15 protein-coding genes are annotated in these 26203 nt (G+C 31.4%); 5 read left to right on the top strand and 10 right to left on the bottom strand.

Annotated elements, in window-relative coordinates:
* The 10 genes from P8H50_RS05025 to P8H50_RS05070 form a co-directional block, all read right to left on the bottom strand.
* On the bottom strand, window positions 1-314 hold a 314-nt coding region (locus P8H50_RS05025; protein ID WP_300206245.1), incomplete at its 3' end, for an IS6 family transposase.
* Between the two features lie 141 nt (window positions 315-455).
* Window positions 456-1889: an alpha-amylase family glycosyl hydrolase gene (locus P8H50_RS05030; RefSeq protein WP_300206248.1), complete on the bottom strand. Its 1434-nt coding sequence runs from the start codon at window positions 1887-1889 to the stop codon at window positions 456-458.
* Between the two features lie 8 nt (window positions 1890-1897).
* Window positions 1898-3571, bottom strand: a complete 1674-nt coding sequence (locus P8H50_RS05035) for an alpha-amylase family glycosyl hydrolase (RefSeq protein ID WP_300206250.1) — start codon at window positions 3569-3571, stop codon at window positions 1898-1900.
* 5 nt (window positions 3572-3576) lie between these two features.
* Window positions 3577-7059, bottom strand: a complete 3483-nt coding sequence (locus tag P8H50_RS05040; protein ID WP_300206252.1) for a TIM-barrel domain-containing protein — start codon at window positions 7057-7059, stop codon at window positions 3577-3579.
* A 4-nt stretch (window positions 7060-7063) separates the two neighbouring features.
* Entirely contained in the window at window positions 7064-8143 is a 1080-nt protein-coding gene (locus tag P8H50_RS05045) for a glycosyl hydrolase 53 family protein (protein WP_300206254.1), read from the bottom strand.
* A 20-nt stretch (window positions 8144-8163) separates the two neighbouring features.
* Complete coding sequence (locus P8H50_RS05050; RefSeq protein WP_300206256.1) at window positions 8164-10089, bottom strand: glycoside hydrolase family 13 protein; 1926 nt, start codon at window positions 10087-10089, stop codon at window positions 8164-8166.
* Between the two features lie 4 nt (window positions 10090-10093).
* Window positions 10094-12400: a glycoside hydrolase family 65 protein gene (locus P8H50_RS05055; protein WP_300206258.1), complete on the bottom strand. Its 2307-nt coding sequence runs from the start codon at window positions 12398-12400 to the stop codon at window positions 10094-10096.
* A gap of 75 nt (window positions 12401-12475) precedes the next feature.
* Complete coding sequence (gene pgmB, locus P8H50_RS05060; RefSeq protein WP_300206260.1) at window positions 12476-13135, bottom strand: beta-phosphoglucomutase; 660 nt, start codon at window positions 13133-13135, stop codon at window positions 12476-12478.
* A gap of 3 nt (window positions 13136-13138) precedes the next feature.
* Window positions 13139-14452 (bottom strand): MFS transporter, encoded by a 1314-nt coding sequence (locus P8H50_RS05065; RefSeq protein ID WP_300206275.1) that lies wholly within the window; start codon window positions 14450-14452, stop codon window positions 13139-13141.
* A 192-nt stretch (window positions 14453-14644) separates the two neighbouring features.
* Window positions 14645-15685, bottom strand: coding sequence for a LacI family DNA-binding transcriptional regulator (locus P8H50_RS05070; RefSeq protein WP_300206262.1), 1041 nt, complete (start codon window positions 15683-15685; stop codon window positions 14645-14647).
* A 266-nt stretch (window positions 15686-15951) separates the two neighbouring features.
* Here P8H50_RS05070 and P8H50_RS05075 point away from each other — a divergent pair, with 266 nt between their 5' ends.
* The 5 genes from P8H50_RS05075 to P8H50_RS05095 all read left to right on the top strand — a co-directional run bounded on the left by P8H50_RS05075 (window position 15952) and on the right by P8H50_RS05095 (window position 25891).
* On the top strand, window positions 15952-18906 hold the full coding sequence (locus tag P8H50_RS05075; RefSeq protein WP_300206264.1) for a TonB-dependent receptor: 2955 nt from the start codon (window positions 15952-15954) through the stop codon (window positions 18904-18906).
* A 16-nt stretch (window positions 18907-18922) separates the two neighbouring features.
* On the top strand, window positions 18923-20812 hold the full coding sequence (locus P8H50_RS05080) for a RagB/SusD family nutrient uptake outer membrane protein (RefSeq protein WP_300206266.1): 1890 nt from the start codon (window positions 18923-18925) through the stop codon (window positions 20810-20812).
* A 15-nt stretch (window positions 20813-20827) separates the two neighbouring features.
* Window positions 20828-21994: a SusE domain-containing protein gene (locus P8H50_RS05085; RefSeq protein ID WP_300206268.1), complete on the top strand. Its 1167-nt coding sequence runs from the start codon at window positions 20828-20830 to the stop codon at window positions 21992-21994.
* A 92-nt stretch (window positions 21995-22086) separates the two neighbouring features.
* Window positions 22087-24963: an alpha-amylase family glycosyl hydrolase gene (locus tag P8H50_RS05090; protein ID WP_300206271.1), complete on the top strand. Its 2877-nt coding sequence runs from the start codon at window positions 22087-22089 to the stop codon at window positions 24961-24963.
* Window position 24964: 1 nt separating this feature from the next.
* Window positions 24965-25891, top strand: a complete 927-nt coding sequence (locus P8H50_RS05095; RefSeq protein WP_300206273.1) for a T9SS type A sorting domain-containing protein — start codon at window positions 24965-24967, stop codon at window positions 25889-25891.
* Window positions 25892-26203 lie beyond the last annotated feature (312 nt).

Consider the following 26203-nt stretch of genomic DNA (forward strand, 5'->3'; position numbering starts at 1 on the left):
CTTTTAGTTAACAAAAAGTCTACAGTATTCCCTTCTTTATCAACTGCTCTGTATAAATATCTCCACTCACCCTTTACCTTAATATAGGTTTCATCTAGTCTCCACCTTTTTCCAACTAATTTTTTTCTCTTTCTGAATTGTGGTTCTACAAGGGGTGTGAATTTGAATACCCAGCGTTGAATAGTAGCATGATCAACTTTGACTCCTCTGATAGATAAAAGTTCTTCTACATCTCTATAGCTAAGACTAAACCTTAATTTGAAGTAAACAGCTTGTAATATGATTGCTTTAGGAAAACAGTGCCCTTTGAACATCTTTTTTGTTGTAAATTTAAAAAATTTGATTTTTCCTTACATTAGATGCGACAGAACCACCAATAGCTACTTGCGCAAAAGTTGTATTACATAAAAAATAAAAACAACATAAAAATAAAGCCTTTCTCATGGTTTAGATGTTTAATCTATTAGTATTTTATATTCCCAAGGTTTTAAAGTTACTATTTCACCATCTTTATATTCTAATTTTTCATTTTTCATGTAATCAATAAACTCACCAACGGTTGGCACGTTAAGTGTCTGTTCTTTGTTTGACAGATTAGCAATATAAGTTACATAAACTCCATTTTTATGTCTCTCAAATGTTAATACATTCTTGTTATTATTTAGCAACTGTTTATATTTAGCTGCGTTTTTTCCAACATGTAAAGCTGAACTTGTATTTTTAAGCTTTCCTAGTTTTTCAAGAATTGGCCACGTTTTCCCTTTTTTACGTATAATTTCATCTTTTTCAAAAAACTTTAATCGATGACTCATATCATACTCTTGTCCTGAATAAATTAAAGGCATTCCAGGTGCAACGTAACTTAGTGCTAACATAGCTTCTGCTGCATCTCCCATTCTTTCTTTTACGGTTCCATTCCAAGAGTTTTCGTCATGATTGGTAATAAAATTCATTAAAATATCATCTGCTTCATAACGCTCTGCATCTTTTTGAGTTGTTGCTGTCCATGCTGTCGCGTCTTTTTCACCTTTAGCTATATGATTCATTGTGTGGTGTCTATCCCAACCATAAGCCATATCAAATAAATCACCTTTCATTAATTCTGGTTCCCAAGCTTCTGCTAACATAAAAATGTCTTTTTTAGCTCTTAATTGCGGAATAGTTTCTTGCCAAAAATCTGTAGGAACAGATCCTGCTACATCACATCTAAAACCGTCAATTCCTTCTTCAGTAATCCAGTACAGCATGTCTTCAATCATAGCTTTTCTTAATCCTTCGCTATCATAATTTAAATCTGCAACATCTGCCCAACCTACTGAAGTTCCATCATCGTTTAAAGGGTCTGTAATTTCGCCTATTGCGTTTTTTGTATAAAATTCCGGGTTGGTTTTTAGCCATGTATGATCCCAACCTGTATGATTTGGAACCCAATCTAAAATAACATACATTCCATTTTTATGTGCAGTTTTTAATAAGCTTCTAAAATCCTCTATAGTTCCAAACTCTGGATTTATTTTTTTGAAATCTGATACTGCATAATAACTACCTAATGCTTTTGCTCTTTCTTTTGGATCTTCAATTTTTGATGCAAAATCACCACCTGTTGCTTTTCTTTTGGTTTGCGAGATAGGAAAAACTGGCATTAGCCATATTACTTTTACTCCTAATTGTTTTAGCTGCGGAATGTCTTTTGTAAACTGTTTAAAAGTACCTTCTTTTGAATATTGACGAATGTTAGCTTCGTAAATAATAGCTGTTTCTAAATCTTTAGCAGAAATAGGTTTTAATTCTGTTTGTTCTTCTAAAACTGAATTTGCTTCTGTTTGCTTTACTTCTTTTTTACAAGCAATAATTGTTATTAAGAATACTAGTGCAATTAATTTTTTCATGGCTATGCTTATTTAAGTTTTTCTATTAAAATGATATTTGTATCAGCTTCTATTGTAATTGTTCCGTTTTTAACCTCTATAATTTGTTTGGAATAAAAATCTTTCACCTGAGTTCCATCTTTAAAAACAGTAGATACGTTAATTGTTTGTTTTCCTTTTGGTAGGTCAAGACCAATAATAATGGCATCATTAAAATCTCCTTTTAAATAGGTTCTGCTAAAAACATAAGGTTTTTCGCTAATCATTTTATGTTGTCCAGCTCCTACTGAAGGATGGTTACGTCTAAATTGCCCTAGCTTTTGCCAATGAATTAAAAGGTCTTGTTTTTGAGGGATTTCTTCCCAATTCATAAAACTACGTAGCGTTGCATCTCCAACTGTACCTTCTATTGTTAAGTCTCTTGCGGTTTCATCTCCATAATAGATTTGAGAGGTTCCTGGAGAAAGCAATAATCTTGTTGCTACTTCATACGGTTTTTCTCTATTTTTATCAAAAGGTTGTCCATCGTCATGAGAAGTTAAATAGTTTAAAATTCCGTAATTATTTAACTCTTTACTTAATATCGTATTATAACGATTAAACTGTTCTTCATATGATTTTTGTGCAGCATTCCACTTAAATTCAAAATTAATTAAACTATTAAAAGCATTATTAAAGTAATTCACTGTTTTATCAGGAAAATCATAAGCTTTTCCTGAGGAAATGCCATAACCATAAACTTCTCCTACTAAATAAAAATTATTATTATCTAAAATTTTAGTTGGATTGTTCTGTTTAAATTCCGCGAAAGCGATATCGCAAACCTCTTTAAACTCTTGCCACACATACGTTTCTGCATGCTTTACTGTGTCTACTCTGTAACCATCAATACCAAAATCTGTAATGTAATCGCTTAACCATTTCATGATATAAAAACGAGGTGCTCTTGGATGTCCTGTTTTTTTAAAAAAGGCATCTAATTCTGCTAGTTCTTGTTCGTAACGTCCTTCTGCTTTCCATTTAGCTATTAAATGTGGAGGTAATTCTACGTCTTTGTTACTCTCGGTTTTAACATCTGGAAGATTTTTTACTAAAGTACAAGTTGCTGTGTTTTCAAAATTATCGTACGTACATTGTGGTTGTGTTCTTACCCAATCGTTTGGCCAAACTGGATCTTGATCTGTTACTGGTCCTATGTGATTAATAACTGCATCTAGTAAAATCCTGATGCCTTTTTTATGTGCAGCTTCTACCAAATTTTTTAAATCTTCTTTGGTTCCTAAATTAGCATCAATATTGGTCCAATCTTTTGTCCAATAGCCATGAAATCCATAAGTATTACCAGTACCTTCGTCTGTGCTACCATGAATTTGCTCTACAATTGGTGACATCCAGATAGCATTAACGCCTAAATTGGTAAAATAATTCTCTTCAATTTTTTGCGTAATTCCTTTTAAATCGCCTCCTTCAAAACCGCGTAAAACTGCTGTTTCTTTGTTTCTATTATAACTAATATCATTAGATTTATCTCCATTATTAAAACGATCTGTTAATAAAAAATATAGATTGGCAGATTCCCAAACAAAAGGTACATCTGTTACTTTTGCATCCAAAATTGCTACATCCTGTTTATTGATGACTTTATCCGATTTACAACTACTTGCTAAAAGAATACAAAGTAAAATGGCGCTTATTTTATGCATAGGTTTTAAAATTTAATTTTTACTTTTATTTCTTTTGAAGTATTCCAAGTTATAGGAATTACAATATTTTTTCCTTGATTTTTCAAATCAAACATTTTTCGTTTTCCATTTACTTTAATATATCTTGGCGTTTTACCAATATTGTGAATTATTAAATTAATCTGCTTTTCTTGAGAAGTATATTGGTTTCCAATTTCTGCTTTAAAGGCAATTTCTAAACTCTTTTTACAAGCTTCACTTTTAAAATGCAGCAATTCATATTTGCCTTTTTCAAAAGCATTTGGTGTAATACCATCATCATTATATACTTGTCCTTTACTTTGTGTAATAGATGTGTCATGATAATAATGTAAATCTAAATTTGAGAGGGAATAATCCTCTGTACTTTGCACCAATTTAGCCATTGGAATAAACGCTCCAGCTCTCACATAAGTTGGAATAGAATTCTCTTTGGTGTCTACAGTTTTTGTTTGTCCTCCTTCTATTTTTTTGTCTGTATAAAAGTTAAACCACGTGTTGTTTTTAGGAAAATAAACTTCTTTCTCTTTTACTTCTGGATTTACAATTGGTGTGATTAAAAAATTATTTCCCCATAAATAGGTTGAAGCATTTTGAAGTAATTCTAGATTATCACTTTCTTCAAAAAACACAGGTTGCATTAAAGGCGTTCCTTTTTGGCTATTCTCGAATGCCAAAGTGTAATTATAAGGTAGTAATTTATAACGTAACTCAATAGATTGTTTTGCTAATTGTTTGGTTTTTTCTTCTCTAAAAACAGGTTCTGGAGGAACTTCTTCTTGCGCATGTGGTCTGTAAATAGGTTGAAAAACACCATATTGCAACCAACGTGTATATAGCTCATTATCTAGATTTGCTCCCGCAAAACCACCTAAATCACTATGCATATAACCCAAGCCTTGCATTGCCATTTGTAGTGCAATTTCGGTTTGACTTTGTAATCCTCCCCAAGATCTGTTGACATCGCCAGACCAAGGAATAAGCCCAAAACGTTGTGATCCTGAAGAACCAGAACGCATTAAAATAAATGGTCTTTGGTCTGGGAAATCTTTTTTGTAGCCTTCGCTAACTAATCTTGCCCAATCGTGACCATAAATATTATGAACCTCATCTGCAGTTCCTGTTGCGTGTAATAAATTAGAAGGATGCACTTCTGGCTCGCCTAAATCTCCCCAAATTCCTTTTACACCAAGATCTGCTAAATCTTTATAAATGTTCCAGAACCACGCTTTTCCTTTCGGGTTGTAAATATCTATTAGTCCTGTATTACCAAAATAGAAATCGAAAGTATAAGGATTACCAATAGAGTCTTTTGCTAGAACATCTTTACTAACTGCTTCTTCCCAACGTTTGGAAGTGGTTAAAACAAAAGGCTCTGTAACTAAAACCGTTTTTACACCTTTGTTATTTAAAGACTTAATCATTTGTTTTGGATTAGGAAACGAATCTCTTAAAAACTCTAAATTTCCCATGTGACCTTTAATGTCTTTTCCAAACCAAAAAATATCAATAATTACAGCATCTAAAGGAATTTCTTCGTCTTTAAATTTTTGAACCGTTTCTTCTACTTCTTGTTGTGAATGGTAACCAAATCGGCTAGAAAAATTACCTAAAGCCCAACGTGGTAGCAATGGTTGTTTTCCTGTTAAATTGGTGTAATTATCTATTAAATCTAACCAAGAATCACCAACAATTACTTGATAAGTTTTTCTTCCAGAAATGGTTTCGTAGGTTAAAGTATTATCCTTTTTACTGTCTAAATCTAGATAACCAATTGGAGCATTATCAAAATGCACAGCATATTTTTTTGAAGATAAGACTAACGGTATTGTATAATTCATTAACTCACTACGTTCTTCATAACCATAATGTGCTTTGTTGTATAATCTTAAACGATTACCTCTTCGGTTCATTCCTAAAGCACGAGCTCCTCCACCATATAAAACCTCATCTGGAGTTAAGTTGAATTGAATAGATTCAAATGCATCTGTTTTTTGATAGCCATTTCTTTCTGAAGTGATTTCTTTTCCTTTAAACCAATAGGAAATTTTAAAAGGTTGTTTGCTTATTTTAACAGATAAATCTTTAGAATTAAATGTCACGTTTGCGCCATCTTCCTTATAAGTTACATCTGAAAAAGCTTTGTTTAAAACAACTGCATGCGATTTATTAAAAAGTACAGTTTCTCCAGTTGGAAGAAATGTGGTTTCTGTAATTTTTGGTGTGTAAAATTGAATATTATAGGTTCCGTCTGAAACATTTACTTGTAATTGATTGTCCTTAAATTCGGCAGCAATAAATTCTCTTTTTTTGAAAGAATCTTTAAATAGCCAAGTTATTGCTTCCTCAAAATTATTTTGCCAAAGTTCTTCATTATGCTTGCCTTCTGGAACTACTTTTGATTGTATATTTTTAGTAGGAAAACCACTTTCTTTTAAAACAGTCATCATGCTATTCATGTCTGTAACAGTCTGACTTATTTCACTAAAACCTGAATTATTTCCTTCTTTTCCGCCAGCTAAAAAATACATTTTAGTGTCTTGGATATTCCCATTTAATTTAGAAAACTCGTTGATTTCTGGAGCAAACCAAAAAGCTGGAGAGTAGACACCTATTTTACCAAAAATATTTGGGTATTTTAATGCTGCATAATGAGAAATTAATCCACCCATGGAACTACCAATAATTGCTGTATTTTCTTTATCTTTTAGTGTTTTGTAATTGGCATCTATATAAGGCTTTAGTGTTTTTACTATAAACTCTAAATACGCATCACCTTCTCCTCCTCCATATTTTTGGTTTTTCCAAGGTGAATATTCATCTAACCTTTTATCTTTTCCATTATCAATTGCAACAACAATAAAACTTGCATTGCCATCTTTGTATAATCTATTTAGAGTTTCATCTACAGACCATTCTCCAGAATATGATGTACTAGAATCAAAAAGGTTTTGACCATCATGCATATAAATTACTGGAAACGATTTATTAGCAGACTTATAGTTTGGAGGTAAATACATCCAAACACGACGTTCTCGATTTAATTGTGGAATTTTAAAATCTTCAGATAAAATAAATACATTTTCTGCTCGTGTTGATTTTGGAAGGTCATCGCTTTTGTCCCAACTTGCTATTTTAACAGAAACTGTATCGTTTTCTTTTTCAAATTTATAATTACGATTATCTATTTGGTTGCCTTTACTATCTCTTTCAACAGTATCCCAAGAACCTCGTGTGAATTTAAAACTAATTACATTTTCTTTTTTAGGAATTGTAATAAAAAAGGCATTGTTCTTTTTAGTTAATTTATAAGATTCATTTCCACCAGTCCAACCTTCAAAATCACCAGAAATATAGATAGATACGTTTTCTGGAGTATTTTCAGGTAAATCATCAATAACAAAAGTAACTTGCCCAAATATGCTTTGGATAAATAAGAAACTTATATAAAACAATAATTTTTTATGCATCTAATTAGTTGTTATTAAATTCATTAAGTATTGGTAATGCTTTATTATCAAAATCATAAACCGCTTGGTTTTCCCAAGGCGACCCATTTGTTGCATTTGAACCTTGAAATGCTACATAACCAGCTTCCCAATAACAAAAACCAATTCCATTATTTGTTGCAACTATAATTTCTTTAATTTTTGCTAAATAATCTCTCTGTCCTTGTTGAGTTGCAGGATAGTCTGGCAAAATTAATTGCTCTTCAAGACCAACAATATTATTTGTAAAATCATTCCATTGTAATGTAAAAGGATACGCAGTTTCTGCAATAATTACCTGTTTATTATAAGTTGTGCCTAAACTTGTAATTGTAGACTGTAATTCATTTAGATTTTTACCATGCCAAATAGGATAATAAGAAAGCCCAATAATATCATAATCTAAAGTGTTTAGTTTATTGAAAAACCAATTTGATCCTTCTAATCCTGCATAATGCATTATAATTTTTGTAGTATTTGAATTATCTCTAACTGCTTGAATTCCTGTAGATAATAAATCTATAAATTGGGTTTCGTTGTTATTAATGTTTCCATAAGGAAATAAAAATCCAGAATTGATTTCATTACCAATTTGAATAAAATCTGGTTGTATTTCTAACATTACATTGTTTGTATAATCATACAGATTATCTTTTATAGAGTTAAAAGATTCGCCTTGCCAAGCAGCTGGTGTTACTTGATTTCCTGGATCTGCCCAAGTATCTGAATAATGAACAGAAAGCCATACTTTTAAACCTTTGCTTTTTATACGCTCTGCAAATGTTTTAACCTCTTGAAAAGAAGAATGATTTGTAGATGGATTATGCCAAATGCGCAACCTAATAGTATTTACACCATTATTTTTTAGAGTAGTTAGTATATCTTCTTCTTGGTTGTTTGAATTATAAAAAACAGTATTGACAGATTCTATTTGTGGTAAAGAAGATAAATCTACTGAACTAATAAATGTTGTTGAATCTGGAATTGGCATGACATCACTACTAACCTTGTCTTTAGAACAAGACATAAAAGTTATAATTACAAATATTAGATAATATGATTTCATTTTAATTTCCTTTTTAGAAACTATATTTTTGTCGTTAACATTAAAACTCCTTTATCTTTTAAAACAATGTCATCTTTCCAAACAAATGATTCTCCAGTAATAATATTTTTTAAAGTCTTTCCGTTAAGTCCAACTTCTACATAACGCTTTAAATCTATGGTTATAGGTTCATCATTTTTATTAATTATGACTACTACTGTTTCTTTTTCTATAATTCTGAATAAAAAATAGGTTCCTATGAATGGCGAAAAATGAACTGTTTCACCATCATGAATTGCATCACTTGTTTTACGATAGTTCAATACTTTTTTAAGGAAAGATTGCATATCCTTTTGATCATTGTTCAAACCTTCTCCTGTAAATGCATTTACAGAATCTCCTTGCCAACCTCCAGGAAAATCGGTACGTATTAAACCATGATCTCCAGGTTTTTCAAAATCATTCATTAAAATTTCTGTGCCATAATATATTTGCGGAATTCGTGGTAAGGCAAGCATATAACTTAATGCCATTTTAGTATTAGTAATATCTCCTTTAAACTGTGTGTAAATTCTACTCATATCATGATTGTCTGAAAAGACCATAATATTTTTAGGGTTTGCATAGATAAAATCATTTGCTAAACCTTCGTACATTTTTACTAAACCAGTATCCCAAGATTCTTTTTCACTTAATGCATCTATGATATTTTTCTGCATAGGAAAATCCATGGTAGCTGTTAAGTTAGACTCATAACCATCTTTATTATTTGCTCCACTTTGCCAATATGCAACAAGTAATGGGTTGTAACTCCATTCTTCGCCTACAATTGTAAAACCAGGATATTCATACCTAATTGCTCCTGCCCAATTACTCATGAAATCTTTGTCTGGATAAGGATAGGTATCTTGACGTATACCACTTAATTGTGCAGTTTCTATCCACCAAATACTATTTTGAGTAATATAGTTTGCCATAAACGGATTTCGCTGATTTAAATCTGGCATATCTGCTACAAACCAACCTTCATTATTTCCTTTTCTATCAATTTCTGATGCATAAGAATCTTGATTAGTAGTACGTCTATGGTTTGAATTTATATTCTTTTCCCAATTCCAGTTATCTTTATTTTCTTCGTAGTTTTTTTGATTGTTAACCCAATCTTTAAAAGGCAAATCTTTCATCCACCAATGTTCTAAACCACAATGATTAGCAACTTGATCCATAATTAAACCAATACCTTTTTCTCTAGCTTTTGCAGATAACTCCTTATAATCTTCTAGAGTCCCGAAACGTGGATCTATTTCATATAAATTAGTTATTGCGTAGCCATGATACGAGGAATTTTTCATATTATTTGTAAGTAATGGGCAAGACCAAATTTGCGTAAAACCCATTTCATTTATATAATCTAAATGTTTTGTAATTCCTGCAATATCTCCTCCATGACGTTTGTAATCATGATTTCTATTAACTTCTTGTTCCAACAATCCTTTAACTTTATCATTAGCAAGATTAGCGTTGGCAAATCTATCTGGTGTAATTAGATAAATAACATCTGTACTATTGAAACCTTGGTATTCGTCTGCGTCTCGTTCCCTATATTTTAACTCGTATGTATGTGTTTTTTTAGTTCCATCTTTAAAGTTAAAAACAATATCAAATTTTCCAGATTTTGTGTTTTCATCAATCTCTAAATCGATAAACAAATAGTTAGGACTATCTGCTTTATGGGCTTTTTTTATAGTAACTCCTGCATAAGAAATATCTGGAGTTGCGGCTCCAATATTATCTTCTTTTACCAGCAATTGTAAACTAGTATCTTTAAAACCAATCCACCAATGTGGAGGCTCTACAAGTTCTAATTTAGTATTAGTAACAGCAACTTTAAGCGTAGTTTTTTTTTGTTTACAAGAAAATGCAAACACAAATACTAGACTAAACAAAAACTTGGTTAAAAATTTCATGTCATTAAACAGTTACTAGATCATTTGGTGTTATTGTTATTTTTTTATTGTTCACCAAAATCTCTAAATTATTATCTCCTACTAATTCAAACTTGGTTTCGTTTTGATTGATATTTACTTTTATTATTTGATTTCTAAAATTTACTTTAAATGAATATGCTTTCCATTGTTTTGGAATTCTTGGTGAAAAAGACAAAGTATTTTCTTTTACACGCATACCACCAAAACCTTCTACAATACTTATCCAGGTTCCAGCCATGGATGTAATATGTAAACCTTCTTCTACTTCATGATTATAATCATCTAAATCTAAACGAGAAGTGCGTAAATAAAAGGTGTAAGCTTGATCCATTCTATTTAACTTTGCTGCTTGAATACTGTGTACACAAGGAGAAAGTGAGCTTTCGTGAACTGTAAATGGTTCGTAAAAATCGAAATGTCTTTCTAATTCTTTATCTGTAAAATAATCTTCAAAAAGATAAAATCCTTGAAGTATATCTGCTTGTTTAATATATGGAGAACGCAAGATTCTGTCCCAAGACCATTTTTGATTTATTGGTCTTTCAGACTTTGGTAAATCTGCTACAGTAATTAATTCTTTATCTAAAAAACCATCTTGTTGTAAGTAGATATTTTTTTCTTCGGAAAACGGAAAATACATATTTTCTGCAACAGCTTTCCATTGTTCTAATTCTGCTTTAAAAAGTTTTGCTTTATTCATGATTCTATTATAATCTGAAGCAAATTCATTTTCTATTTTAGCAATATTTTCTAAAGCATATTTAATACACCATTGCGCAATATAGTTTGTGTACCAATTGTTATTTATGTTATTTTCATATTCATTTGGTCCTGTAACTCCTAAAATTACATACTTGTTTTTTGCAGTAGAAAATGTTGCTCTTTGTTGCCAAAAACGTGCAATACCAATAAGTACCTCTAGTCCTTTTTCTGGCATGTAACTATAATCTCCTGTATATCTGTAATAGTTATAAATAGCAAAAGCTATGGCTCCATTTCTATGAATTTCTTCGAAGGTGATTTCCCATTCATTGTGGCATTCTTCGCCATTCATAGTTACCATTGGATATAAAGCTGCTCCATTTTTAAAGCCTAATTTTTTGGCATTTTCAATGGCTTTTTCTAAATGATTATAACGATATTCTAATAATTTTCTAGCAACTTTTTGATCTTTAGTTGCCATATAAAATGGAATACAATATGCTTCTGTATCCCAATAGGTACTTCCTCCATATTTTTCGCCAGTGAAACCTTTTGGTCCAATATTTAATTGCGAATCTGTACCTAAATAGGTTTGATTTAATTGAAAAATATTAAAACGAATTCCTTGTTGTGCTTTTACATCTCCATCTATTGTAATGTCTGACATTTTCCAGATGTTTTTCCAGGCATTCTTTTGATTTTCTAACAAGGTGTTAAACCCTAAATCTGTTGCACTTTTTAATGCTTTTTTTGCTGTAGAAACTAAAGTTGTTTTATCGTGATTTCTATCTACTGTGTAACCACCAAATTTGTGAATAGTATAGGTTTCGTTTTGTTTTACATCATATTTATAACTAAACGATGCATAATTTGCATCTGCTTTAATATTTGGTTGAATTAAAACGGATTTTCCATCAATAAAAACTTTAGATTCCATAAACGTACACGTATAAAAATCTGTTTTCATTGTTTTTGCTTGAATGAAAGCTTGGTGATTTTCGTGACTTACATGTTGTGTATCCCAAAACTTATCATCCCAATTAGCGTCTTCATTTGTAATACCAGAATCTAAATAGGGTTGAAATGTAATTTCTGCATCACTATTTAATGGTATAATGTTGAAATTAATTGCACCAACTTCATCTAAATCTAAACTTAAAAAACGTTTTGTAGTTACTTTAACTTCTATATCATTAGGAAGCGTAGCCTCAAAACTTCTAGATAGCCAACCTTCTTTCATATTTAATTCTCTACGAAAGTTTTTTACTTCTTTACAGGTAAATAAGTCCAATTGTTCATTATTTACAAGTACGTTAATACCAATCCAGTTTGGAGCATTAAGTACTTTTGCAAAATATTCTGGATACCCATTTTTCCACCAACCAACTCGCGTTTTGTCTGGATAGTAAACACCTGCAATATAGCTACCTTGAAATGTTGGTCCAGAATACTGCTCTTCAAAATTAGCACGTTGTCCCATTGCACCATTTCCAATACTAAATATGCTTTCTGATGCCTTAACATTTCCTGCATGAAAGCCTTCTTCAATAATGGACCAATTATTTGGTTGTATATAATCTAAATTCATTTATTTCTTTTTAGAAAAAAGAATCAAGAGTAAAAATTGCCTCTTCGCAACACTAGACTCAAATCTTTTTATTCTCTATTTTCTTTTTATTAAATCCATTAAAAACTCCTCTGATATTTCTGTGAAGTCTTTAAATATATAATCTGCTTCGTGAAGCACGTTTTTTTCTCCTATACCTATAGAAACCATTTTTGCTGTATTTGCTGCTTGAACTCCTGCTACAGAATCTTCAAAAACAATACAGTCTTCCAGTTTTATTTCTAATAGTTTTGCAGCAATTAAAAACACCTCTGGATCTGGTTTTGCTTTACTAACATCATTACCATCTACAATGGCATCAAACTTTTTATATAAGTTTACTTTTTTTAAAATGGTTCTCGCATTTTTACTTGCAGAACCTAACGAAATAGGTTGCTTTTCTTCAATTAAATAATTTAACGTTTTAGGCACATCTGGAAGAATTTCATCTTCATTCATTGTAGCAATAAAGCTTAAATAGTCTTCGTTTTTTTTTGCCATGAGAGTATTAAATTCCTCTTGAGAAATTGTTTTATTTCCCCAAGCTAAAATCTTTTCTAAAGATTTTACTCTACTCACTCCTTTAAGTTGTTCGTTTTGAGATTCGGTAAAATCTACACCTATACTTTTAGCTAACTTTTTCCATGCTAAAAAGTGATATTTTGCAGTGTCTACAATGACACCATCAAGATCGAATATGAATCCTTTTTTACTCATTTTTTAAATGTCTTCAGTTTGATAGGTAATCGCGTTTTTATTTGTAATAAGAAAATTGCAAAGTCCTGCAATTATTAAACTTATTCCTGCAACTGTCATTGCATTTATAGCTTGTTCACCCAATAAACCTGACACAAAATTAATTCCGCCTAAAGCAGCAATAATTTGAGGGATTACAATAAACATATTGAATATTCCCATGATTACTCCCATTTTCTTTGGGTCTACAGAACTGGATAACATAGCGTAAGGCATGGAGAGAATACTTCCCCAAGCAAAGCCAATTAATACAAAACACCACTTTAAATTTTCTGGTGAAGTATAGCTCATAAGTAAGAAACCTAAACCTCCTAAAATTAGAGAAGCCATGTGTACCAGCTTTCTATTTATTCTTCGTTTTGAAGTATAAAAGACTAATAGTAATGCAAATACCATAGACGATAAACCATAAACTCCCATTGCTGAACCTACTGAATTTGAGGATTCTTGAAATGCTGTATTAGCCACATTAAAGGCTTCGGCTTGTACTGTGTTAGCCATATCATAAGCGCTTTTAACTGGAGCTGGAGTGTTAAACACATGTTCTGTTAGTGCAGGATTAGCCATACTCCACATAGTAAAAAATGCAAACCAAGAAAAGAATTGAATAAGCCCTAACTTTTTCATGGTTAATGGCATGTTTCCTATATTATTTAAAATATCAGGAATGAATTGATTTTTCTTTGCTTTTTCTCTTGCAAATTCTTCCATGTCTTCAGGAGGATACTCCGTAGTTGTAAAAATGGTATATAATATACTTGCTAAAAAGACAAAAGCACCAATAGCAAATGCTACTTTAACAGACATTGGTACAACACCTAAAGCTGCAGAATTACTAACACCAAGTTTAGAAACCATCCATGGTAAATTACTTGCAATCCAAGTACCAATACCAATAATTAAGGTTTGTACTACAAAACCATAAGACCGTTGCGAATCTGGAAGTTTATCAGCTACTAAAGCTCTAAAAGGTTCCATAGAAATATTTATGGAAGCATCAAGAATCCATAAAAATCCTGCAGCCATCCAGAGTGCTGGAGAATGTGGAACAAAAAATAAAGCTAAAGAGCTAAGTATTGCTCCAATAAGAAAATAAGGTCGTCTTCGTCCTAATTTAGGATGCCAAGTTCTATCACTTAAATAACCAATTATTGGTTGTACAAGTAATCCCGTTAAAGGTGCAGCAATCCATAATAATGGAATGGCATCTTTTTCTGCTCCAAGGGTTTGAAATATTCGAGACATGAAGCCTCCTTGTAGTGCAAATCCAAATTGAATTCATAAGAAACCGAAACTCATGTTCCAGATTTCCCAAAAACCTAATGCGCGCTTTTTCATTAATAGTATGTTTAAATTAATACTATTCTGACAAGCTGTTTACTCATCAAAACTTAAGGTGAGAAGTAAAAATATAAGTTTTGATTTTGGTGTAAATATATAAAAGTTTTTAAATATCTTGTGTATTATTTTTTATTTGGTGGATTCTCGTTCTATTAATTCGGTTTCAATAACTACAGTTTTAAAGTAATCTTCTTCATCTTCTCTTTCTAAATTATTTATTAATAATTCTGCAGATTTTTCACCCATTTGTTGTGCATGTTGACTAATAGTAGTAAGGCTTGGCGTTGCATGCCTAGATAAAACGCCATCTGTAAAACCTATAACTTGTACTTGCTCTGGCACTTTCTTTTTTAGTTTTCTTAAAACCTTCATTGCTGCTAATGCATAAAATTCGTTTACTGCAAAAACACCATCAATATTCTTATTTTTTTTAAACAAATCTTCTATTTCTTTTTCAAGTTGTAATAAATCATTGTCAGAAATAGCATCATTTTCAACTTTTAAAATTAAATCAGATTCTGGAGATATAAGGTTTTCATTTAGTGCTTCTAAATAGCCTTGTGTTCTAAGTTTGCCTACACTAACATAATCTCTTGTGGTAATTATTGCAATATGTTTACAACCACTAGAAATTAATTTATTAACGGCTTTTTTAGAACCTTTTAAGTCATCTACAATTACTTTATCGCAATTAACTTCATTAACTATACGATCAAACATAACTATAGGCATTCCCTGATTTATGGTTTCAATAAAATGATGGTAATCTTGTTGTAGTAATGTTTCTTTAGAAATAGAAAGTATAAATCCATCTATACTACCATTGGCAAGCATTTCCATATTAATAACCTCTTTATCAAAAGACTCATTAGACAAACCAACAATAACATTATAACCACGTTTATTAGCAACTAGTTCAATTCCTCTAATTACTTTAGAGAAAAAATGGTGTACTATTTCTGGTATAATTACACCAATAGTTTTTGTTTGTCTATTCTTTAAACTAAGCGCAATATTGTTAGGTCTGTAATTGTAAAGTTTGGCAAATGCTTGTACTTTTTGTCTAGTGTCTTCACTAATCTCTTTGTTGTTTTTTAGGGCTTTTGAAACCGTAGAAATAGACACATCCAACTCTCTGGCTATTTGTTTTAAGGTAACTTTTCGTTTCATTTTTGGTAGCTAGTGGTTATAATAATCTCAAAAATACAAGCTTTTATTATTCAATTACTAAAATCAACCCATATTATCTTAAAAAGAGTAGAAATTTTCGTTTTAATTTGAAGAAACCTCAGTATTTAAAAAAGTTGTCAACACGAAAACGTTTGCGTAACCTTTAAAATTAAGGCTTCTATAATATTTAATGTTTTATTTATATAGATTTATCCCTGAGAAGTAAAAATATACATTTAAAATTTAAACTAATTTAATATTATTGTATGAAAACAATTTTTAAAAGGCTTCTATTAGCTTTACTGTTTTTGCCAACTGTTTTACTTGCACAAAGTACAGTTTCTGGAACAGTTATAGAACAAGCATCTAACTTACCCATACCTTCGGTTAATGTTATTATTAAAAACACATCCAAAGGAGCAACTACCGATTTTGATGGTAACTATATACTTGAGATTAACAATGGAGATGTAATTGTATACTCTTACGTTGGTTATCTTACGCAAGAAATAACTTACACTAATCAATCTAGAATTGATGTTACAATGGTAGAAGATGCCGCAACTTTAGATGAAGTTGTAATTATAGGTTATGGTTCTGTAAAAAAAGAAGATTTAACAGGAGCTGCAGATTTAGTTACATCTGAAGATTTTAACAAAGGTCCAATAGTTTCCGCGCAGCAGTTAATCAGCGGAAAAGTTGCAGGTGTATCTGTAACCTCTGGTGGTGGAGCTCCAGGAGAAGGACAAACTATTAGAATAAGAGGTAATGGTTCTTTACAATTATCTAGCAATCCACTTATTGTTGTAGATGGAATTCCGTTAAACGATGGAGGTGTTGGTGGTTCAAGAAATGTTTTAAACTTGATTAACCCAAACGATATTGAAAGTATGACTGTTTTAAAGGATGCTTCAGCAACAGCTATTTATGGTTCAAGAGCAGCTAATGGTGTCATTTTAATTTCAACTAAAAAAGGTAAAGATTCAGAATTTAAATTCAATTTAAATTCTTCTACAACTGTACATAATCCTGTAGATGAAGTAGATTTACTTACAGCTTCTCAATTTAGAGATTTAATTAATAGCACAAATGATGCTAATGCAATTGCTAAATTAGGTACTGCAAATACAAATTGGCAAGACGAAATTTATACTGCAGCTTTTGGTCAGGATCACAACTTAAGTGCTTTAGGTAGTATTTTTGGCGTACCAATGAGAGCCTCTATAGGTTTCTCTGACCATGATGGAATATTAATGGGTGATAATTTTCAAAGAACAACAGCTGCACTAAACCTTACTCCTAAACTTTTAGATGATCATTTAAAAGTTGAGCTAAATGTTAGAGGTTCATACACAGACAATACATTTGCAGATAGAGGAGCTATTGGAAATGCAATTTCTTTTGATCCTACACAATCTGTATATAGTAATGATCCATCAATTGTATCACAATTCGGTGGTTATAATGGTTGGTATGTACTACAAGGAGGAAATGATCCTGTAACTGGATTACCATTATATACACAAGCACCACTTTCGCCTTCTAACCCAGTATCATTATTAAACCTAATTAAAGATACTGCAGAAGTAAGACGTTTTATTGGAAATGCAAAATTTGATTATAAATTACACTTTTTTCCAGATTTAACAGCCACAGTTAATGTTGGTATAGACAAGTCTAACAGTCATGGAAGAAGGATTACACAGGAAAATATTCAAACTACAGACCAATCCTTTAATGGAGCAAAAACAACCTTTAGACAAGAAGCAAATAACGAATTGTTTGATGCTTATTTAACGTATACTAAATCTATTAAAGATGCGCATAATATAACAATGGTAGTTGGTTATTCTTATCAAGCTTTCGATTTTGACAATTTTAGTTATGATAGTGAAAAAGAAGAAGATGGTAATGATTTTGAATTTATAGATAAATCTAAAAATGTTTTATTATCTTATTTTGGGCGTTTAAATTATAACTTTAAAAGCAAATACCTTTTAACAGCAACACTTAGAGCAGATGCTTCATCTAAACTAAATCCCGATGATCGTTGGGGATATTTTCCATCATTAGCAGCAGCATGGAATATTCATAAAGAAGATTTTATGAATGATTCATTTTTTAATGAATTAAAATTAAGAGTAGGTTATGGTGAAGTAGGTAACGTAAACGGTTTAGGTGATTATAGATTTCTAACACGTTATAATGCAAGTCAATCTACTGCAAATTACCAATTTGGTTCTTCTTTTTTACAAACTTATAGACCAGAACCATTAAATAAAGATTTAAAATGGGAAGTTGGTAGCACTTTTAATGCAGGTTTAGATTATGGTTTTCTTAACAGAAGAATAACAGGATCTGTAAATGCTTACATTAAGAAAACTAAAGATTTAATAGCTTTTGCATCTGTAGATCCGTTTACAAACTTTGGTAACAGGGTAGATAAAAATATTGGAGATATGGAAAACAAAGGTATAGAAGTAGCTTTAAATGTTATTCCTGTTCAAACAGATGATTTAGAATGGTCTGTAAATTATAATATTTCATTTAATGATAATACCATTACAAACTTACCTTTTGATCAACCTACAGGAGGAATAAGTGGTGGGGTAGGTAATAATGTGCAAATTCATAGAGAAGGTGAAACCCCAAATAGTTATTATGTGTTCCAGCAAGTGTACGATACTAATGGAAAACCAATTGAAGGCGCTTATGTAGATAGAAATGGTGATAATGTAATAAATGATGATGATAAGTATATCTACAAAGATCCGTATGCAGATATTATTATGGGCTTAAACACTAATTTAAGTTACAAAAAATGGGACTTCAGTATGCAAACCAGAGCAAACATAGGTAACTATGCTTACGATAACGTAGCCTCTAGTAATGCATATAAAAGAAGAGCGACAGATAATAATATTTTAACTAATTTACATGCAGATTACTTAGTTACTGATTTTCAAGAAACTACAGAAGGAAATCTATTAAGTAGCCATTTTGTAAAAGAAGCTTCTTTCTTTAAAATAGATAATATAACTTTAGGGTATACGCTTGATAAAGCAATAAAAAATACTACACTTAGAGTTTATGGTTCTTTACAGAATGTTGCGACAATTACTGATTATGAAGGATTAGATCCTGAAATTACTGGCGGAATAGATAATAACTTTTATCCAAGACCAAGATCTTTTGTACTTGGAGTTAATATTGATTTTTAAAAAAATGAAAAATAAAATGAAAAAAATAATTTTAATGTTTGCTATTGCATCGTTTATGGTATCATGCCATGATGATTTAGATCAGTTCCCAACTGATCCAGATAGCTTTACGGAACAAGATGTTTTTGCAAATGCTACAGAAGCTAAAGGTGCTTTAGCTAAATTGTATGCAAGTTTAGCATTAACAGGACAACAAGGGCCTGCAGGACAACCAGATATTGCAGATATTGATGAAGGTTTTTCGCAATATTCAAGAATGTTATTTAATTTAAATGAGTTAACTACAGATCACGCAGTTGTAGGCTGGGGAGATCCTGGTTTGCCAGATTTACATGGTATGTATTGGTCATCAAGTAACGATTTCTCTGAAGCAATGTATAACCGTTTAGCGCAAGAAGTATCTTTTTGTAATTCTTTTATTAGTAATGCTTCAAATTTATCAGACGATGTGGTACAAGCTTACATAGCAGAAGCTAGGTTTTTAAGAGCCTTTGCATATTACAACTTAGTAGATTTGTATGCTAATGTTCCTTTAACTACTATAATTTCAACAGATTTACCATTACAAAGTAGTCGTTCTGAAATTTTTACATTTATTGAAACAGAACTATTAGAAATTCAAGACCTTTTATTAGCATCCAATGAGTATGGTAGAGTAGATCAAGTAGCTGCTTGGGCATTATTATCTAAATTGTATTTAAATGCAGAAGTTTGGATTGGAGAAAATAAATACACAGATTGTGTTACTTTTTCAAATAACGTAATAAATTCATCTTATGCCATAAATATGACTGATGCTAATGGTAACGGAACTGCTTATGATGAATTATTCTTAGCAGATAATGATAGTAATGGAGCTCAAAATGAATTTATCTTCGCTTTAAATTTTGATGGTTTACAATCGCAAACATATGGAGGAACTACTTTTTTAGTACATGCTTCCATAGGAGGAACTATGAATCCTACAGAGTTTGGAGTAAATGGAGGCTGGGGAGGTTTAAGAACCACCAGCAAATTAGTTGAAAAATTTGAAGTATTAGATATAGATGTTACTACTTTAAACAGTAGTCTTGGTGGTACACAATCTGATTGGGGAATTGTTGGAGACGGTACTCCTAATGGTTGGGGAGGACCAGACACAGAAATGTTTGAAACTGCAACTAATCAATACTCTTTATATGCAGAATTAACAGATGGTTTTTTAAAATTTAGATTTAATGAAGATTGGGGAAATAACTATGGTGATGATGATCCACAAGATGGTACTCTAGAAGCTGGAGGTGGAAACATACCTGTTACAGCAGGTACTTACCTTATTACTTTAGATCTAGATGCTTTAACCTATGAATTAACAGAAGTTTTTGCAACTTCAGATCAAAGAGGTATGTTTCATAGCGATGGTCAAAGTTTAGAAATAGAAAACATTCCACCATTTAATAATGGTTATGCAGTAACAAAATTTAAAAATGTAGACTCTAATGGAAACCAAGGAAGTGATTCTGGTGGTGATTTTGTAGATTCAGATTTGCCATTAATTCGTTTAGCAGAAATATATTTAAACTATGCAGAAGCTTTGCTTAGAGGTGGTGGTGGTGATATGAATTTAGCAGTTACAAAAATAAATGAGTTAAGAACTAGAGCATATGGAGGAACTTCTGGAAATATTAATTCTGGAGATTTAACATTAGATTTTATTTTAGATGAACGCTCAAGAGAATTATATTGGGAAGGACAAAGACGTACTGATTTAATAAGGTATAACTATTTTACAACTAGTGACTACCTGTGGCCATTTAAAGCCAACCAACCAGGAGGAACATCTAGTAGTGCTTTTAGAAATATTTTCCCAATACCAACTACGTCTATTTCTACAAACCCGAACTTACAACAAAACCAAGGATACTAATAAATACATAATACAATGAAAAAAATAAAAATTATAGCTCTATTACTAGTAAGTTTAATTGGCTTTAACTCATGTACAAATGATGATAGCGAATTGACTTATGTAGCTCAAGCTCCGGGAGAATTCAATTTTTCTAACACCTTTTTAGGTGAATATATTTTAACTCCTTCAACTTCAGGAAATCTAGGAGAACGTTTCACATGGGACGCAGCAGATTTTGGAGTTGAAACTAACATTAATTACGAATTACAAAAATCAATAATTGGTGATTTTACTGATATGGAAATTGTAGGTTCAACTTCAGAAAATTCTTATACATTAACTATTGGAGATTTATTAGGCTATGCTAATGAAGCTGGTTTAGACAATGATCCAGCTACACCAGAACCTGATAATGGTGATGTACACTTTAGACTTCGTGCTTCTGTTGGCTCAAATAGTACTACAGAAGTATTCTCGACTGCAAGTGCATTACATTTAGTAATACCAGCAAATATGAGTGGTCCAGTTTGCGATTTAGATCAATTATGGGCTGTAGGTGCTGGTTTACCAGATGCAGGTTGGGGATGGACTACTCCTGTATCACTCCAATGTACTGGTAATAATGTATATTCATGGAATGTAAACTTATTAAATAATGAATCTTTTAGATTCTTTACATCTGAAGGAGATTGGGCTTCAGGTCAAAATTATCCTTATTTTACTGGAGAAGGTTACACTATTGATGCTAATTTTGAAGATGCAATGGATGGAGATAATAATTTCAGATTTACTGGTACAACAGGATTCTATTATTTAGAAGTTAATACTGTTGCAAAAACTATAACTTTAAATGATCCACAACCAACAGGCAATTGTGATTTAGATCAATTATGGGCTGTTGGAGCTGGTTTGCCAGATGCAGGTTGGGGATGGACTACTCCTATTCAATTTTTATGTACAGGAGAAGGTATTTACTCTGGAACTGCAAATTTATTGAATGCGGAAACATTTAGGTTTTTTACAGCAGAAGGTGATTGGGCTACAGGTCAAAATTATCCATATTTTATTGGCGAAGGTTACACTATAGATGCAAACTTTGAAGATGCACTGGATGGTGATAATAACTTCAGATTTACTGGTACAACAGGATCTTATGCTTTTACAATAGACACTGTTGGCAAAGTAATATCCATACAGTAACAGTAAAATATTATATATGATTAAAAAGAAAAGGCTTAGAATTTAACTCTTAGCCTTTTCTTATATTATTATCAGAATTAAATAAAATAACTATGAAGAAAATATTACTAGCTATATTTATTTTAACGTGTTACTCTATTAACGCACAAGTAACTACAAACCCTTCAACTATTGAAGTAAATCAATCTCTTGTTATAACGGTTGATATTAATAGTTCTGCAACAGATTGTAATGGTTTTAATAGTCCAACTAAAGTTTATATGCATTCTGGTATTGGTGATGATAGTGATGCTTGGGGTTTTAATGTGGTTGGAAATTGGGGACAAGATGATGGTGTTGGAGAAATGTCTAACAATGGAAATGGTACTTGGAGTATAACAATCACTCCTCAAACTTATTATAGCTTAAATGCTACTCAAGCTTCTAACGCAACCAAAATGGGTATGGTGTTTAGAAATGAAGATGGAAGCCAAGAGCTTAAAGCAAATGGTTGTGCTGACTTTTTTCTTAATGTTGGAGCTTTTCAAGTAACAATGATTAACCCAGAAAATAATGGAACTGTAGTAGTTAATTCTGGAGCTAACACCCAAATTTTAGCTCAAAACACTAATGGCAATGCTACTTATGTGTTTAAAGCTAATGGAGCAACTATCAATACGCAAACAACAACATTCTACAGTTACTTCTATACTAATATTACAGAAAACAAAAATTGCGAATTAATTGTAACACAAGGAAGTTCTTCTATTACTAAATATTTTACAATTCTTGTAAATGAAACCCAAAACGAAGCAATTCCTAGTAATTTAGAAAACGGAATTAACTATACAAGTAATACTACTGCTACTCTTGTATTAGATGCACCAAATAAAGATTTTGTTTACGTAGCAGGAAGTTTTAATAACTGGAATCCTGACGCTTCATATGCAATGAAAAAAGATACAGCGTCAGATAAATTTTGGTTAGAGCTTACAGGATTAACAGCTGGTCAAACAGAAACATATCAATATTGGGTTGTAGATCAAACTCCTATTTCTAATTCACCTAACATTGTAAAAACAGCAGACCCTTTTTCAACATTAGTTTTATCTCCTTTTGATGATCCATATATTCCTGCTTCAACATATCCGAACCTACCAACATATCCAGCTGGACAAGAACGCGAAGTAACTGTTTTACAAACAGGACAAACACAATATCCTTGGGTAGTTACTGATTTTGAAAAACCTAAAAAAGAAGATTTAGTAATCTACGAAGTATTAATTAGAGATTTTGATGGAGATAGAAATTTTCAAGACCTAATTGATAAAATAGATTACTTTAAAGATTTAAATGTAAACGCAATCGAACTAATGCCAATTATGGAATTTGAGGGCAATGAAAGTTGGGGTTATAACACCTCATTTCATCTAGCTTTAGATAAGTTTTATGGCACAGAAAACAAATTCAAAGAATTTATAGATGTATGCCATCAAAATGGTATTGCAGTAATTTTAGATGTAGCATTAAACCACGCATTTGGTAGAAATCCTATGAATAGAATGTGGATGAATGATCCAGATGGAGATGGTTGGGGAGAACCAAGTAGCGAAAACCCTTATTTTAATGAAGTAGCAGCACATAGTTATAGTGTTGGTTCAGATTTTAATCACCAATCAATACTTACACAATACTATACAGAACGTGTAGTTAAACATTGGATTGAAGAATTTAAAATTGATGGTTTTCGTTGGGATTTAACTAAAGGCTTTACACAAAATGCTACAAATAATGAAACGCAAACAAATGCCTACCAAGCAGATCGTGTAGCAATTTTAAAACAATATGCAGATTACTCATGGTCTTTAGATGAAACGCATTATGTGATTTTTGAACATTTAGGATTTGGTGGTAGTGCTACTGAAGAAACTGAATGGGCAAATTATAGACTTACAGAAAGTGTTTCTAAAGGTATTATGCTTTGGGGAAAACAGAATAATCCTTATAATCAATTATCTATGGGATTTGCTTCTAACTCAGATATTAATAGTATGGGACATGTTAGTAGAGGCTTCAATGCTCCAAGACTTGTTGGCTATACAGAAAGTCATGATGAAGAGCGTGCAATGTACAGAAACCTACAGTTTGGTAATAACTCTAATGGCTCTCATAATGTAAGAGATTTAAATACTGCTTTATCTAGAATCTCTGCAATAGGAGCTGTTTCATTAACTATTCCAGGTCCAAAAATGATTTGGCACTTTGGTGCTTTAGGTATGGAAAACTCTATCTTTACTTGTAATAATGGAAGTGTAAATGAACCAGGAGGTAGTGATGGTGATTGTAAATTAGACACAAAACCACAACCACAATGGACAGATGGTTGGTTAACAGATACAAATAGAAATCAAATCTATAATGATTGGGCAAGAATTAATGAATTAAAAATTAGCGAACCAGTTTTTGAAGGAGACTATGCAATTAATTCTGGAAATTTAACGCCTAGAATTTATATTTATGATGATGCTATTCCTGCTTCACAATTAAAAAACGTTGTAGTATTATCAAATTTTGATGTTGTTTCACAAAATATAACTCCAGATTTTCCTTATACAGGAACTTGGTATGATTTAATGGATCCAAACGGAACGACATCCTTGAATGTTACTAGTACGACTAGTCCAATTAATATTCCAGCAGGAGAATTTAAAATTTATGGTAATGCAGTTCCGCAAACTTTAAGCAATTCGGAATTTGATATAGTAGATGCTTTTAAATTATATCCTAATCCTGCTTTAAATTCATTTAAAATAAATAAAGCCGTTAATAAAATTTCAATTTATGATATTTCAGGAAAACAGATATTAAGTTTTAAAGGAGATTTACAGCCAAATACAGATTTTAATGTTTCAAAATTATCCAACGGTATTTATGTTGTAAAACTTGAAGCAGGTACTAATTCAATAATTAAAAAACTAATAATAAATTAATATGAAACAACTTTACTTTTTATTTTTTGTTGCATTAACATTAAGTTTAAATGCTCAAACAACAGTTAATTATCCACAACAATCTGGAAATTATAATGCTTTTTTTTCAGATAGTGGCGGTAGTTTTGATAATGGTACAGATGAATTTGGAATGTGGGCAAATAGTGGTGGCGCAAAACAATCTGTAGCTTGGAGAAATTTTACCGAAGACGGTACAACAACAGGTACGGCATCTACAATGGCAGTAGGTGATAGCTTTACAATTACAGTTTCTGCCACACAATCTTCGTTTGGACAAATAGGCTTAGCCTTATTATCAAGTCCAACTGCAACTTCTTCATGGGCAGAGAGAATAAATAATTATGCTGTTCAAGTAAATTTAAATGGGAATGGTGGCGCTAACGATCCTTGGGAGGTTGTATCTACAGGAGGAACAGTAAACACTTCTAGTATTGGCGGATCTACAACGTACGCAGATTTTACATTTACATTTACGCTTACCGCTGCCACTACTATGACTGTTTCAATAAATAATGGAGCTGAAACTTTTAATATTACATTAAACAATCAAAATATAACTGGTTATTCTGTATATCTTACTGATGATTGGAATGGATCAGCAAATAGCAATATTTATTGGAAATCAACTACAGAATATATTTACGCGCAGACATTAGGAACCCAAGATTATGATTTGATTAAGAAATTAAAAGTATTTCCTAATCCAGTTTCTAACACATTTTCACTAAATAGAAAATTTAAAAATTTAAAAATTTTTACTATCACAGGTAAATTGATTAAAACATTTGAAGGTGATTTTGAAAAAAACACATCTTTTAACATTGAAAATATTTCAAAAGGCTTGTATTTATTACAAATAGAAAACGAATTAGGAGCAACTTCAACCACTAAACTATTAAAGTTGTAAAATCTATTCTCTGAAAAGTCTTTTTTGAAATTTAAAAGCGCTTCATTTTTGAAGCGCTTTTTTTGAATTTAGAAACTTAAAAATAAGAGTTGAATTCACACATATGCTGTAAACGCATTCTTATAATTATACTAATCTAGGGTTCTGTCGCATCTGATAAAATTAAGCATCAAGTTTTAAACTAATTTAATTTTTTAAGAAGCTAATGATATAAATGATTTGTAGGTTGAACTTTCAGGGTTCACCAGTTGATTTTTCTTTATCATTCTAACTACTTCTATTCCTGATATGGTTCTCTTTGCTGATTCAAAT

The sequence above is a fragment of the Lacinutrix sp. genome (assembly GCF_029238095.1).
GTDB lineage: Bacteria > Bacteroidota > Bacteroidia > Flavobacteriales > Flavobacteriaceae > Lacinutrix.

Excerpts from the sequence above, each read along its gene's own strand:
- P8H50_RS05030 (WP_300206248.1), bottom strand. The coding sequence starts at position 1,889 with ATGAAAAAATTAATTGCACTAGTATTCTTAATAACAATTATTGCTTGT.
- P8H50_RS05035 (WP_300206250.1), bottom strand. The coding sequence starts at position 3,571 with ATGCATAAAATAAGCGCCATTTTACTTTGTATTCTTTTAGCAAGTAGT.
- P8H50_RS05040 (WP_300206252.1), bottom strand. The coding sequence starts at position 7,059 with ATGCATAAAAAATTATTGTTTTATATAAGTTTCTTATTTATCCAAAGC.
- P8H50_RS05045 (WP_300206254.1), bottom strand. The coding sequence starts at position 8,143 with ATGAAATCATATTATCTAATATTTGTAATTATAACTTTTATGTCTTGT.
- P8H50_RS05050 (WP_300206256.1), bottom strand. The coding sequence starts at position 10,089 with ATGAAATTTTTAACCAAGTTTTTGTTTAGTCTAGTATTTGTGTTTGCA.
- P8H50_RS05055 (WP_300206258.1), bottom strand. The coding sequence starts at position 12,400 with ATGAATTTAGATTATATACAACCAAATAATTGGTCCATTATTGAAGAA.
- pgmB (WP_300206260.1), bottom strand. The coding sequence starts at position 13,135 with ATGAGTAAAAAAGGATTCATATTCGATCTTGATGGTGTCATTGTAGAC.
- P8H50_RS05070 (WP_300206262.1), bottom strand. The coding sequence starts at position 15,685 with ATGAAACGAAAAGTTACCTTAAAACAAATAGCCAGAGAGTTGGATGTG.
- P8H50_RS05075 (WP_300206264.1), top strand. The coding sequence starts at position 15,952 with ATGAAAACAATTTTTAAAAGGCTTCTATTAGCTTTACTGTTTTTGCCA.
- P8H50_RS05080 (WP_300206266.1), top strand. The coding sequence starts at position 18,923 with ATGAAAAAAATAATTTTAATGTTTGCTATTGCATCGTTTATGGTATCA.
- P8H50_RS05085 (WP_300206268.1), top strand. The coding sequence starts at position 20,828 with ATGAAAAAAATAAAAATTATAGCTCTATTACTAGTAAGTTTAATTGGC.
- P8H50_RS05090 (WP_300206271.1), top strand. The coding sequence starts at position 22,087 with ATGAAGAAAATATTACTAGCTATATTTATTTTAACGTGTTACTCTATT.
- P8H50_RS05095 (WP_300206273.1), top strand. The coding sequence starts at position 24,965 with ATGAAACAACTTTACTTTTTATTTTTTGTTGCATTAACATTAAGTTTA.